This is a genomic window from Meishania litoralis (assembly GCF_042611095.1).
Classification (GTDB): domain Bacteria; phylum Bacteroidota; class Bacteroidia; order Flavobacteriales; family Flavobacteriaceae; genus Meishania; species Meishania litoralis.
Genome location: NZ_JBHFPV010000006.1, coordinates 12,803 through 26,309, shown reverse-complemented (window position 1 = coordinate 26,309; position 13,507 = coordinate 12,803). Strand labels below are relative to the sequence as shown.

The 13,507-nt window shown below is 38.2% G+C and carries 10 protein-coding genes; 1 reads left to right on the top strand and 9 read right to left on the bottom strand.

The features are described 5' to 3' along the window. Positions 1-23 precede the first annotated feature (23 nt). From ACEZ3G_RS15830 to ACEZ3G_RS15810, 5 genes are all read right to left on the bottom strand, one after another. Positions 24-1,460: a lipopolysaccharide biosynthesis protein gene (locus tag ACEZ3G_RS15830; RefSeq protein WP_432426497.1), complete on the bottom strand. Its 1,437-nt coding sequence runs from the start codon at positions 1,458-1,460 to the stop codon at positions 24-26. A 63-nt stretch (positions 1,461-1,523) separates the two neighbouring features. Next, a complete protein-coding gene (locus ACEZ3G_RS15825) occupies positions 1,524-2,621 on the bottom strand; it encodes a GDP-L-fucose synthase family protein (protein ID WP_432426496.1) in 1,098 nt (365 codons plus the stop codon). Positions 2,622-2,624: 3 nt separating this feature from the next. Beyond that, positions 2,625-3,740 (bottom strand): GDP-mannose 4,6-dehydratase, encoded by a 1,116-nt coding sequence (gene gmd / locus ACEZ3G_RS15820; protein WP_432426495.1) that lies wholly within the window; start codon positions 3,738-3,740, stop codon positions 2,625-2,627. Between the two features lie 190 nt (positions 3,741-3,930). Continuing rightward, a complete protein-coding gene (locus ACEZ3G_RS15815) occupies positions 3,931-5,616 on the bottom strand; it encodes a N,N-dimethylformamidase beta subunit family domain-containing protein (RefSeq protein ID WP_432426494.1) in 1,686 nt (561 codons plus the stop codon). A 124-nt stretch (positions 5,617-5,740) separates the two neighbouring features. Next, positions 5,741-7,963, bottom strand: coding sequence for a choice-of-anchor Q domain-containing protein (locus ACEZ3G_RS15810; RefSeq protein WP_432426493.1), 2,223 nt, complete (start codon positions 7,961-7,963; stop codon positions 5,741-5,743). A gap of 484 nt (positions 7,964-8,447) precedes the next feature. On the opposite strand from ACEZ3G_RS15810, the gene ACEZ3G_RS15805 reads away from it, so the two are divergent. Beyond that, complete coding sequence (locus ACEZ3G_RS15805) at positions 8,448-9,302, top strand: ChbG/HpnK family deacetylase (RefSeq protein ID WP_432426492.1); 855 nt, start codon at positions 8,448-8,450, stop codon at positions 9,300-9,302. 4 nt (positions 9,303-9,306) lie between these two features. Here ACEZ3G_RS15805 and ACEZ3G_RS15800 read toward each other — a convergent pair whose 3' ends face one another. The 4 genes from ACEZ3G_RS15800 to ACEZ3G_RS15785 all read right to left on the bottom strand — a co-directional run bounded on the left by ACEZ3G_RS15800 (position 9,307) and on the right by ACEZ3G_RS15785 (position 13,505). Then, positions 9,307-10,311, bottom strand: coding sequence for a peptidoglycan bridge formation glycyltransferase FemA/FemB family protein (locus ACEZ3G_RS15800; RefSeq protein WP_432426491.1), 1,005 nt, complete (start codon positions 10,309-10,311; stop codon positions 9,307-9,309). A 31-nt stretch (positions 10,312-10,342) separates the two neighbouring features. Next, a complete protein-coding gene (locus ACEZ3G_RS15795) occupies positions 10,343-10,948 on the bottom strand; it encodes a sugar transferase (protein ID WP_432426490.1) in 606 nt (201 codons plus the stop codon). Positions 10,949-10,961: 13 nt separating this feature from the next. Next, a complete protein-coding gene (locus tag ACEZ3G_RS15790) occupies positions 10,962-12,083 on the bottom strand; it encodes a glycosyltransferase family 4 protein (RefSeq protein ID WP_432426489.1) in 1,122 nt (373 codons plus the stop codon). 201 nt (positions 12,084-12,284) lie between these two features. After that, a complete protein-coding gene (locus ACEZ3G_RS15785) occupies positions 12,285-13,505 on the bottom strand; it encodes a glycosyltransferase family 4 protein (protein WP_432426488.1) in 1,221 nt (406 codons plus the stop codon). Between the last annotated feature and the right edge of the window lie 2 nt (positions 13,506-13,507).

Genomic DNA, 13,507 nt, shown 5'->3' with positions numbered 1-13,507 from the left:
TAATTATGTTTTCTAAATATTGGTTATTTTTTTTTGAGCCCTTTAGCTTTTGTCAAAAGCATTTGCAATTCTTGTACTTTGAATAAACGAATAAAAGTGAAATAAATTGGTATTGCAATAACAGGAGCTAGGCACAATTTTGCAAGATTATTTTCTATCCGGCCTATTATCAGAAAAACACATAACGACATGATCAAACCTGAAAAAATAATAGGAAGCATATCTTTGATCTGATTAAGTGATCCATATTTCATGATTTTACCAGGATAATACGTGTTGATAAAAAAATGTATTGTTGTCGATGCCAATTCGGCCAATGCAATAAACAAAATACCGTATTTCAACGCCGCTATTAATAGCACTACACGAATAGAAAGTTTGGCATATTGTTGTCTAAGGGCCAAATCTGTCCTTCCTATTACATAAAGAAGATTTACGTTTATCCCAGAAATAATGGTTATGGCCCTTGCTATGCAGAAAATTTGCATAATCGGCACGGCCGGCAACCATTTATCGGTCATCAATATCAGAATAAGTGGTTCGGCTACAGTGGCCAAAAAAATAAATATAGGTACTGTTATCAATGCCGTAGCTCGAATAATACTTCTGGTGTGTTTAACCAAGGTTTCGATTTGATCCTGCAAGCTTGCCAGCCCAGGTAAAAGTACTCTTTCTAAAACGGCATTCATAATGCCGAAGATGAAATCGGTTATTCTGGTGCCGCTAGTATAGTAGCCCAAATTTCCTGGCGATGTAACTTTTGGAATAACCAACTCATATAACTTGTTCACCGAGGTGTTCAAGATCGATGAAATCAATAGGTTCGAACCGTATGAAAAGAGTTCTTTAAGTGAGCCCTTGGAAAAAACCCAGTTGGGCTTCCATTTAAGACCAAACCATATCAAGATTGCCGTAAGCACCGATTTTATAAGGGTTTGAGCCACAAGTGCCCATACCCCAAAGCCGACGTAGGCCATATAGATGGCAATTGCACCTGATATTATTGAAGAGAGAAAATTTACTTTGGTAATAACCTTAAAGTCAAGCTCGATTGTATACAGCGTAACCGGTACCGTAAAAAGTGCATTGACTATTAGCGAAATGGCCAGTACGCGGAGCAAAAGAACAAGCTCTTCTATTTGATAAAAATTAGCAATTAAAGGGGCGACCAACCAAAGTAATGCATAACATACCAGACTAATGACGATGTTAAAGATGAATACAGTGGAAATATCGTCGTTGGTGCGATTCTGCTTTTGAATTAGGGCCTTGGTAAAACCACTATCGATAAAAACTTGGGAAATTGTAATAAAAACAAGTAGTATGGCTATAATATCAAATTCAGGCGGACTAAGAATTCTCAAAAGGACGATCCCGATGACGAATTGGACAGCCTGAATAGAAATACGCTCTATTGCGCTCCAAGCCATTCCTTTGAACATTTTGTCACCGAGTCCCATGCACAGAGTTTAAAATATTTGACCTATGATAAAGGAATAGAGTCAACAATGTTATACCTAAACCTAATGCCCATACGACTTCGAATACCATTCATATTGTTTTTTTATACCCACTTCAAGTGATATTTTATGTTGCCACCCCAGTTGATTGAGCTTGGTTACATCGGTTAATTTTTTTAGGGTGCCATCAGGTTTACTTGTGTTGAATTCAAATTTACCTTTGAAGCCTATTTGATTTCTTATTAGTTCCGATAGGTCGGCAATTGAAATATCGATTCCGGTACCAATATTGATATGTGTGTTTCTAATCTCTTTGGATGTTGGGCGGTATACATCCGAAAAATCCCTGTGCTCCATTAAAAATACACAGGCGTCCGCCATGTCTTCAGACCACAAAAATTCTCGCATTGGCTTGCCGGTCCCCCATATTTCTACGGCAATCGTACCATCAACTGTTTTTTTAATTCCGTATTTCTCAAATACTTTCAATATTTCATTTTTGGTCGATTTCCCGTCTATTCCTTCAATTGGCAAATTATCAAGGTCTTTGGATATAATATTCCATTCATCATTTTCCAAGGCCTTACCCAAATGTATTTTTCGTATTAATGCCGGTAGCACATGTGAACGCTCTAAATCAAAGTTGTCGTTTGGACCATACAGGTTGGTCGGCATGACCGAAATAAAGTTCGTCCCATACTGTATATTATAACTCTCACAAAGTTTTATTCCTGCAATTTTGGCAATTGCATAAGGCTCATTGGTATATTCAAGAGTATCGGTCAACAGATAATCCTCCTTCATCGGTTGAGGGCAATTTTTTGGATATATGCAAGTGCTGCCCAAAAACATTAATTTTTTTACCCCATTTAAATAACTTTGATGAACTACATTATTCTGTATCATCAGGTTTTCATAAATGAATTCGCCTCGATACACATTGTTTGCAATAATGCCCCCAACCTTGGCCGCTGCCAGAAAGACGTATTCGGGTTTTTCGTCTTCAAAAAAAGAAGCTACTTGTTTGGTATTGGTCAGGTCAAGATCGGCATGCTTACGTGTCAATAGGTTGTTATATCCTTTTTCTTTAAGGGTCTTTACAATTGCACTACCGACCAAACCTCGATGGCCCGCTACATAGATTTTAGAATCTTTGTTCATTCTTTATTCGAAATAGTTTAGCGTTCTATACCCACCAGTTTGCAAAAATTTATCCTTTTGCATAAGCTTTATATCGCTTTGCATCATATCTTTGATAAGGTCTTTAAGTTCGTACTCCGGAATCCACCCAAGTTTGTTATTCGCCTTTGAGGCATCTCCAATCAATAGGTCCACTTCGGTGGGTCTAAAATATTTCGGGTCGACGGCAAGTACCTCTTTGCCTAATTCGATTTGGTAGTCGGGATTCTTACACGATTTAACGACTGCTATTTCGTCGACTCCCTCACCTATGAACTCTAGTTCAATGCCGACTTCCTGGAAACTCATTCTTACAAATTCCCTAACTGGGGTTGTTTTTCCTGTGGCTATTACCCAGTCTTCGGCTTCATCGGCCTGCAAGATCATCCACATCATTCGAACATAATCTTTGGCATGTCCCCAATCTCTCTGGGCATCGAGATTTCCAAGATAAAGCTTGTCTTGTAGCCCCAAGGCGATCCTTGAAGTGGCACGTGTAATCTTTCTTGTAACAAAAGTTTCGCCTCTAATGGGTGATTCGTGGTTGAACAATATTCCATTACAGGCATACATGCCATATGCTTCGCGATAATTCACAGTAATCCAATAGGCGTACATTTTGGCCACTGCATAGGGACTTCTTGGATAGAAGGGCGTGGTTTCAGTTTGTGGAACTTCTTGAACTTTACCATATAGTTCTGAGGTAGATGCCTGATATATTCTGGTTTTTTTTGTCAAGCCCAATAGTCGTACGGCATCCAGAATTCGCAATGTGCCCAACCCGTCCGCATTTGCAGTATATTCGGGTACTTCAAAAGAAACATGTACGTGGCTCATGGCGGCCAGGTTATATATCTCATCTGGCTGTATTTCTTGAATCAAGCGAATCAGATTCGTACTATCGGTCATATCACCATAGTGAAGAATGAAGTTTCTGTTTTCAACATGAGGGTCTTGATATAAATGATCAATTCGGTCCGTGTTAAAAAGAGAAGATCTTCTCTTAAGGCCGTGCACTTCATAACCTTTTTTCAATAAAAATTCACTCAGGTATGCGCCATCTTGACCGGTGACACCTGTAATCAATGCAACTTTTCTCATTAAATTCTATTTAAAATATACTTTCGCGGAAGTAAAATTGGTTATTTCTGAAATTGTAACGATAAATATCCGGTTTAAGTCTATTTGCCCATAATAAATTAGAAAAAATAAGGGTAAAAATGGATGAAAATGATTTTAAAAAACCGGACATACGGATGAGATATTCGGCAAATATTTTTAAATTAAAACGTCACGATAAAAAATCCGATAGAATATTTCGGGTTATCGTTTCGGCGTCGTCATGCTTACGAGAGGTCCTTAGTTTGGGGACATTATAGTCGTCTAGACCCCAGCACCACTGCATCGATCCCGTCGAAAAAACTTTGGCACCGTTCTCAGCTGTATATAATGTCATATTTGAGCTTCCCTTTGTCGATAAGGATCGATTCTGGGATTTTACTCGTCGGTGGACATAAATTATGCACAAAAGTATCATTAAAAAAAGAAATAGCATGAATATGATAATTGCAGATGCCCCCAATTCTTTATCCATTAAATAACCAATTGAACAAAGAATAACAGCACCAAGTATATATGGTATATTCCTCACAAACTTACTGTTTCCTGTAAGTTTGTTCATTTTCCTGAGAATCTTTTGACGAATTTGTTTTATGATATATATATAGTTATTCTCTAAAAGATTTTTCCCTGGAGAGGTTGTCAAAATTTCAATATTCTTGGGCGAGTGGTCGGTGACGGTGTCGATTTCATATCCTAGCAATCCTTTGATTTTATCGCCATTTTTCAAATGGGTCCCTTTGAAAATCCAATGGGCTTCGTTTGAAACAATTATGTCGCCATCAACCGGATCCATAAAATGTTGTACACCGATTAACTTGGATTCAGGGTTGTCAACTGGAGAATCTCTAAAATTTACGGTGCAAAACTTGTCAGAAACAGGGTCGGATAAATCTTTATAACAGACCAATGTGCGGTCATGATCTTTAGTTATTGCGCTTGGTTCAAATCGAATCTGCCAAAACATGGTATTTGATGAAAAAAAAGCGAGATTAACACCAAGGCCAAGGGCTTTTTCGATATTTACCCTCATTTCATGAGACCAATATTCATCATGGCCGTGCGACATTAAAACCCTGGTCCGTTTCAATGCCGTAGGATTTCTGTGAGTGTCGCAGTTGGTTATGTAGCCAAGGTCGTAACCATTCTTCTCCAACCATCTGACCATATTGTAGTCCCAAGAAGCACTGCTAATGGGAAAAAAATGTGTGGTTACCGGCTGAATATTTGTAAAAAATTCTCCAGCACCCATGCCGAAAGCGGCATTTTTATTGTTGCTGCACGCATATGGACGATTAAAGGATACCTTTTTGGCATGTTCCCCAGATACTGTGCCCCAATCAGTATTTGAACCACTTCCCCAATTATAAAGTGATTTTCCTCCCCAAAAGTTATAGGCTTGATAGGTAGTTACAGGAAGTTGGAAAACAATGTCATGAAAGGTTTTGTCGTTTCTGACAACAAAGAGTATATAGCTTTGTTTGCCTTTGTCATTTTCCTCTAATTTTGCTACATAGACACCCGAGGTCCATTCTGAATCAGTTTCTAAAGTATACGGACTTTTCCAATCACATTCGAGCAGTCCAAAATTAGGGTCGGGTAGAGGTATGGGTTGCTTTGTGCCTTTCAGGTCCACAATAGTCTTAATTTGGCGTGCGCCAAGTCCATTATACCATCCCATCCTATAAATTGAAATGGAAAAAAAATCGGATTCGGTATTTACAAAAAGTAATATGGATTCACCCTGATCAATACTTGTTTTGGAAGCATAACCTTCAATTTCCCTTTTTGTGGCCGGATTGCTAATTTGCCAATCAAGAGTTCCTGTCAAATCGTTTTCAAGCTGAATTTTGTTCAAGATATTTTGTAATTAATAAATAATCACAAAAATAAGCATTAAGAAGAAAAAAGCTTTGTCATCGATTGATCGAAATCAGTAAGAAACCATATTATTCGTTTAGATGGAAGTATGGAATATACAATCAATATTCGTAGGCCCCTATATCAAACCCATTTCCACTTGGCCTTGATTTTCCATTGAAAGATGTAGAAAAAGATGTTGATTGCCCTGCATCTATGAGGTCACTGTCGGAGTTCAAAGAAAAATCCCCGTCATTCGGGTTGGCAAATCTGGGATTACTGGTAGAAATGTTCGAGAAGCCTGAACCACTGGGTGTAGGGTGAACATTATTGTAAAAATTGCAGTTGGCCACGGTCATATCAAGACTTCCGCCGGAGTGTTGCAACCATGTTCCGACGGTATTGGTGTTGTTTGCAAAAATGTTGTTGATTAACTTCATGTTGCTAACGTTCATTTCTATATGCAATGGTAGTCTCTGGCCATAAAAGATATTATTCGCAATTGTATTATTTTCACAATTTGATCCAGATCGACTGCCCGTGCCAACGGTCAAAGGTCTTGCGCCACCTACGAAAATATTATTAATAATAGTATTGTCATGACCGTTATTTACTCGGCCAACCGAGCTGTCAGGAACAGCATCGTCATATTGACTGATAAATACTAAACCTGTATAATCTACTTCAACATAGTTGCCGTCAAATGTATTGTGGTGCGCACCGGAAGAAATTTTGATATGGCCTGATTCGTCTCCTTCCACCTTATTGTTTTTGAAAGTGTTGTCAAAAGATGTTGCAAAAACGACTTGCATAGGCAACCGGTATATAAAATTATTTCGCCAAAGATTATTACTCCCTCCCTTGTTATTAAGTCCATGGCCTCTATGATATCCTGTATGGTAGCGATAGGCTCGATTATTCTCTATGGTGTTATCGGCAGTAAGATTGTTAAAACTGTTTTGTTTGGTAGTGAACTGATAGTCGGTTTGTAGATTATAGTCATCATTTCTGAAATCGCAGTAGGCGATGCGGTTATGGGTACCCCCATCCCAAATGGAGAAAGCTTCTGCACCGACGTCCTCACCATAACAGTTCACAATTTGATTGTGGTCACCGCCCCTTATTATTACACCAAAGCCATTATAGACATTGTTGCCGGGGGTGCCCATATCGGTAAAAACACAATTATTGAGTGTATTGTGATTGCCGGTTATATCAAAAGCATAGTGGCCTCTAGATCCCGGGGAGCTATTAGTACCTGTAACCGCTATGTTGTGTAATTCTACATAATTCGATTCGAGTAAAAACACCCGGTCATAGTTACCCTCTACAATTGGGAAATTAGACGAATTAAGGTTGTCTCCATAATCAAAAGAGCTATATGGTTCGGATACGATATCTCCTGGTGACGAATTATATCCTACAAAAACTATTGGGTTATTACTGCTGCCATTGTTTTTGAATTTCAGAATAGAAGATTCATGATAGTAGCCTTTCTTAATAAATACTGTCTGGCCAGGTTGGGCATTTTGAACGGCATATGATAATGACCAAGGCCTTGATTCGCTTCTACCATCATTTCCGGAGCTACCATTGGTTGCGACAAATCTAGAATTAGCGTCAACCGTTACCGTGAATTCACCGTTATCATTGATGATAACCGTTCCAGTTTCGGTACTAGTGCTACCATCTTCTTCTTGAACTTGCGTAGTATAAGTGAAACTATCACTTTCTCCTGGGGCCGTATCTTCTTCTGATTCGGAGGGCTCTGAAACCTCAGGCTCCGAAACAGGCGGTTGTTGCTCTACAATGGCTTCCTCTTCTATAGGAGCTTCCTCTTGGACAGGAGCTTCCTCTTCGATAGCGGTTTCTTCCTGAACTGGTTCTTCTGTTATCGATTCTTCGACAGGGGTTTCCTCCTCGACAGCGGTTTCTTCTTGTACAGGTTCTTCGGTTATCGATTCTTCGACCTGAACATTAGATTCTTCCTCTGTTTCGGTAGATTCTAAGGACTCATTATCTAACGCACTGTGCGAAGTGTAAGTTATTGTGTAGTCTTCATTGATTATGACGGTTCCATTTTTAGGTGTGGAAGTTTCCGTGATGATCACATTTTCAGGATTTAGAAAGAGATCATTTTCTAGCACATCTAAAACGACCGTTGAATTGGACGGCACTTCAAATCGATCGGTAACTACATGAGTTTCTATTAAGACTTCGCTTTCTTTGGTATCGTTCAAAACACCATCGATTAGCAAATCAGAATCTTTGGAACAAGAATTGAAAAAAAGAATTAGCGTGGAAAAGGCCATTGAAACAACAGCTCTTACGTGGGGTAGTTTCATCTGTGGGCCTAATCGTTTGTTTTGGTTATTGGTATTTCTCTACTTGGTTCGCAGAACACCTGATAAATACAATTTGTTAATTGAGTTAATAATTGCCGCAAAAGAATTAAATAGAACGATAAAAAACTTTTATATTCGACGAAATACACTATTTTTTAACATTTAATTAACTTTTGTTGTAAGTTAGTTTTAATTTTGACTTAAGCAACGATTTTTTCTTCACCTTCAACGAGTATTTTTAGAATATGTTGTAATCCCTATTTGGTAATAAAATTGCTTTTTGGCCTTTACAGGTCTATTAAGCAGGGCAACCCATTTTAAAATTACTAACCAAATTGGCGTTAATTCTGTTTTCAGAATCCTACCCTGTTCATGGATAAACATAGCAAGGTCTTTTTCATAGATTATTTTTGGTATTATATCGACTTAAATTCTTTCTGCAAAAGGTACGATCTACTTTTAGTGAAGCTCCCCCTAGGCAAACATGTTTCCTTTAACATTTGTTAAATATTTTAATTACAGTACTGTGATTTTAATTAATAGTGATGATTTTGGAGCTTCCAAAGAAATAAATCTTGCTACATATAGGGCGTTTAAAGAGAATTTGATTAGTTCCACAACGACTTTGATGAACTTCAAGATAGGTTTGGAGGATGCAGTATCTTATGTGAAATCGAATAAAATAGATAGAGACTCCGTTGGTATTCACTTAAACCTTTCTTTCGGTCGACCTTTGACGGAAAAAATGGGTTTGAACAAAACATTATGTGATGATGGCTTTTTTAGATCCAAGCATAACCTACCAAACTTTTTTTTGAACAGCTATGATGAAGAATGCATACTTTTAGAGCTTGAAACCCAGCTAAAGCTTTTCATAGAATGCTTTGGATTTTTGCCAAGTCATATTGATTCTCATCAACATGTTCATACAAAATGGCCCGTTTTAAAATGTGTTATAAGGTTGGCAAAAAAATATAATATTGGGTCGGTTCGAATTTCGAGGAATATAGAAGCTGCCGATGGTCTTAAAAAAGCAGTCTATAAGAAAATAATCAATAGCTATATAAAAATCAATGGATTTGCATCAGTGGATAAATTCGGTGACATTGACCAGGCCATTAAGTATGGAATAGATCCAAGGAAAAATTATGAATTAATGGTTCATGCAAATCTGGCCAATGGCAAATTGGAAGTATTGGACATTGACGGTAAAGAGCTTAGGTCTAAATTATTTCATTTATTTAACAAAGAAAATTGGCTGTTGGTCAATTATCTTATTATGAAAAATGCCCCCCAAATCGTATCGGCCGAAGTAGAGTTTGAAACAGTAGTGGGGTAGTCGGCTATTTTCGATATAACGGAAAAAAGCTTTCGTTGTCTACGCCGATCTTATTCTTCGACAGCTCATTATATACCTCATTGTTCACTATATATTTCCAAACTTTGAAATCTCTATAGTCGTTTGAGAAGGAAGATTTGAAATCGAACAAGGAGTCTTCTCGACCACCAAGGCCTCCTCCCAAATTGAAGTAGTCATAGCCATCATTTGTGGCAAGAACTCGCATTTCATCCAAAAAGACGTTGGCGGGTGCCAGATGCAAATATGAGGTTCTTGACCCTGACAGATGAAATTGAACATAACTGTTGGTCTTAACAAACATTGAAGCAGCAATGGCAACATCATCTTCATTATGGAATACCATTAATATCTCCGTTTCGAAATCATCACATTTCATAAAATCGAAAAAGTAATTCCTTGAAAAATAATAGTCTTTTGAGGCAGAAAGACGATCCATGTTTTCATAATAGATGTCTATAAAGGTATCAATGTCCTCGTCGGTTTTAGCCTTTCGTATCGTGCAAAGCTTACGACATTTGTTGGTCCTGTTCTTGGTACTTTTACTATATTGGGTTCGTTGCTGGGCCAAATCCGATGTGAGATCAATATTGACAACTTTACCTATTGTAGGGGTTTGCCCGAGTCCCTTTAGCACATCTTCCTGTCCCTTGATAAAAGGGTGCAATCTTGAAAAAATACTGACTATATTTTTTTCTTTTAGAAATCTATTGAAAGCTAACGCAAAGTCGTGATTATTTTTAATATTATCGCATACCGGCCCTGCATAGCCGTAAACCGAGGTAAGGTCAAAGAATTCCGTGCCAGGGATAGACCTCATTAAAAAGGGAATGGCCAGGACTTGTCCATTGTTTTCAAAAAGAACCAAAATAGGCTTTTCATCATCCTTTTTTGAAATAACATGGTAATCATATGTATGATAAAAATCATAGCTGTCAAACCTTTTTAAGGTTGTTTTCCATGTTTTTTCTTCCTGAATTATTGATATCATCAAATGTGCTTTGTTAGGATAATAAATATAATCAATCGGTTCCCGTAAACATTTCCATGGTTATATTATCGCTGGCCGAAATACCTTCTGACCTGAAAACCTTCAAAACGGTTTTCCATATAATTTTGAGGTCAATGATAAAACTTTGATTTTCGACATACCATAAATCATAATCGAACTTTTGTTTCCAACTAATGGCATTTCGACCATTTACTTGGGCCCATCCGGTAATGCCAGGTTTGACCAAATGTCTTTTTGCCTGTCTTTCATTATAGAGGGGGAGGTATGAGACCAAAAGTGGTCTCGGTCCAACTATTGACATATCGCCTTTAAGTACATTGATAAGTTGAGGAATCTCATCTAGAGAGCTATTCCTAATCAATCTACCAATCTTGGTCATTCTTTCGTGATCTGATAACAGATTACCGTCAGAATCTTTTTTTTCGTTCATCGTCTTGAACTTCAATATTTTAAAAATCTTCTCGTTTTTTCCAGGCCTTTTCTGAACAAAAAATGGTTGACCATTGTTGACGAAGTATAAAATTAAGGTAATACTAAGGAAAATGGGAGCGAGTAAAATGAGACCTGTCAACGCAGCGAATAAATCAATGATGGGTTTAATGCCGTTTTTATACATTATCTTATCAGCTTTAATAATTCATGATTTTTTCATAAACCTTTAAGGTTTTCTCGGTCATTACAGGAATTGTAAACTTGGAAATCGCTTTGATTCGCGCTTGTTCGCCAAGTTTTTTGATCATTACTTTATCATTGGCCAATAGCTCGATGGCATTGGTAAACTCCATAGCATTTTCGTTCTCAAAAAGTAACCCCGTTCTGCCATGATCAATTTGTTCATATGCCCCCTCGGTATTGCTTCTAACAGGACAACAACCACTCATCATTGCTTCAATTGTAACCAATGGAAAAGATTCCATACGTGAAGGAAGTACAAAAACATCGAAAACATCGTAAAACGGTTTGGGATCCTCAAAGGGGACCAAAGTCATTAAATGGTCTATCCCTGCCTCAGCAATCATACTTTTTAACCATGATTGTTCTTCGCTGCCCGCAACTCCTCCCAAAAATATCACATGGATTTTATTTTTAGTCGCTTCGTTAAGCGACTTTAGCGATTTTACCAAGATATCACTTCCTTTTCTGCGCGAAATACTCCCAACATAACCGACTATGATTTTACCCTCATCAATTTGAAACCTTTTTTTAAGCGCTTTCTTTTCTTGATCGGGTACCGGTTTCCCAAATCTGTCGGACACCCCATGGTGAATGAGAGTGATATTGGCATCTGCAATTCCGAACACTTTTTTGCTGAACTCGTACGATTCATTGCTGATAGCTATCAAATGGTTCGGGTTTTTGAATTTGAAGTTTCGCTTCAAATAAAGAATATGGATCGTTGTGGTAAACTTTTTGCCCATCAACCAAGGTATGAAGGTCATATATGGTGATTGGCAGTGGATTATTTGCGGGTTGAATTTCTTCAACATGCTAATTATTCTTGCCACCGATGTAATGGATTGCACGGCCCTTCTGATAAAAGGCCCTCTAGGCGTTTCGAACTCCATGATAGTGAGACCTAATCTTTTGAATTCCTGATAGAAATCATCAACCCTTTGGGAGGCGTTTTCTACTTTTCCGCCCGTAATCAAACCGACTTCATGTCCTTTTTCGACCAAACCACTTGCCAGATCCAATGTATGTGTAGTGACCCCGGTCTGTTCTATCCTACTAAGCAAAAGGACAATCTTCATATACTTTATATCGGAGAACTATTTTATTAGGTTAATCGTGGTGACGTAACAAAGTAAAGATGTTTAATCGTATTTGTGAAATGCTTGTGGACGAATGTCACATTATTTTGGATGAAACGGCTGACCTCTCTCATTAACACCTTTAATGAATTTGAGTATTCACTGAAGTTGGGATCCGCATGTATCACATTTTAAGTCAAATCAATTGGAAGTACTTTTTTTGAGCTGCGGTATTTGGGCATCGATCATATCGGCGAATTCCTCGCATAAAATTGACTTATCATATTTTGTTTCGGCCAATAGCCTGGCATTCTTACCCATTTTCTTTACCAATTCCGGGTTGTTCTTTAAAAACAAGATTTTATCAGCTAGATTTTTTGGGTTTTCAGGTTCGACAAAAATTCCGCATTCGTACTTCTCGACCAGATCTTTTGTCCAACCTGGGGAATTGACAATAATCGGTTTACCTGCAGATAGGGAATCAAACAATTTATTGGGCGAGTTTGTGGCAAGTATTGGAAGGTTGGAAAAAGTTACCAGAGAGACATCACAGAAATTCACGATTTCTGATAATCTAGACATGGCAATATTGCCATAAAAGTTTAGATTGGATAATCCTTCCTCCTCTTTGCTTTTCTTGAGTACGCTTTCCATTGCTCCATGTCCCATGAATAGAAACTCGATATCTTTTCGCTCTTTGAGGAGCCTACCGGCATTTAGAATTAATTCCATATCATTAGAAGCGCCCATGGCACCGAAATAAGCCACTTTGAAAGAACACTCACTTAACCCCAACTCGGCCATTAGGTCCAAATTTTTCTCTCTAGGCCAAAATGAATCGATTTTGGACATATTGGGAATCATGGAGACTTTTTCCTTATCTATTTTTTTTTCGACTACGCCCTCGTACATTCCGGGGGACAATGCCACTATATGGAGCGCGTTCTTATAGATGGTCTTTTCGAACCATTCAGCAATAAAAATCAAAGCCTTGTTCTTGAGCCCACCCATTTGTACGGGTACTTCCGGCCAAAGATCCCGAACTTCGAAAACAAAGGGTATTCTTTTAATTTTCTTAAGCACTAAAGCAGGAAAACCAACTGTAAGTGGGGTAGAAGTTGCCACGACAAGATCAACGTTTTTTTCCCGCCAGGCGACCTCCAAAGATTTTAGCATAAACCGCAAGAAAGATATCAGGCGCATCATAAACCCCATTGCGTTATGATAAGGTACATTGATGTACACGATGTTTATGTCGTCGATAGTTTCTCGCTCAACACTGGACTTCATGGTCCTCTCGGTCGTTGTCAACATGGTCACCTCATGCCCATTTTTGATGAGTTCCTGACTGATCCAATATGACCTTGTTCCACCGGGTTCATAGGGCGTTCTAAAATATTGATGTATGTACAGAATTTTCAATT

Coding starts and splice junctions, on each gene's coding strand:
- ACEZ3G_RS15830 (WP_432426497.1), bottom strand. CDS start 1,460: ATGGGACTCGGTGACAAAATGTTCAAAGGAATGGCTTGGAGCGCAATA.
- ACEZ3G_RS15825 (WP_432426496.1), bottom strand. CDS start 2,621: ATGAACAAAGATTCTAAAATCTATGTAGCGGGCCATCGAGGTTTGGTC.
- gmd (WP_432426495.1), bottom strand. CDS start 3,740: ATGAGAAAAGTTGCATTGATTACAGGTGTCACCGGTCAAGATGGCGCA.
- ACEZ3G_RS15810 (WP_432426493.1), bottom strand. CDS start 7,963: ATGAAACTACCCCACGTAAGAGCTGTTGTTTCAATGGCCTTTTCCACG.
- ACEZ3G_RS15805 (WP_432426492.1), top strand. CDS start 8,448: ATGTTTCCTTTAACATTTGTTAAATATTTTAATTACAGTACTGTGATT.
- ACEZ3G_RS15800 (WP_432426491.1), bottom strand. CDS start 10,311: ATGATATCAATAATTCAGGAAGAAAAAACATGGAAAACAACCTTAAAA.
- ACEZ3G_RS15795 (WP_432426490.1), bottom strand. CDS start 10,948: ATGTATAAAAACGGCATTAAACCCATCATTGATTTATTCGCTGCGTTG.
- ACEZ3G_RS15790 (WP_432426489.1), bottom strand. CDS start 12,083: ATGAAGATTGTCCTTTTGCTTAGTAGGATAGAACAGACCGGGGTCACT.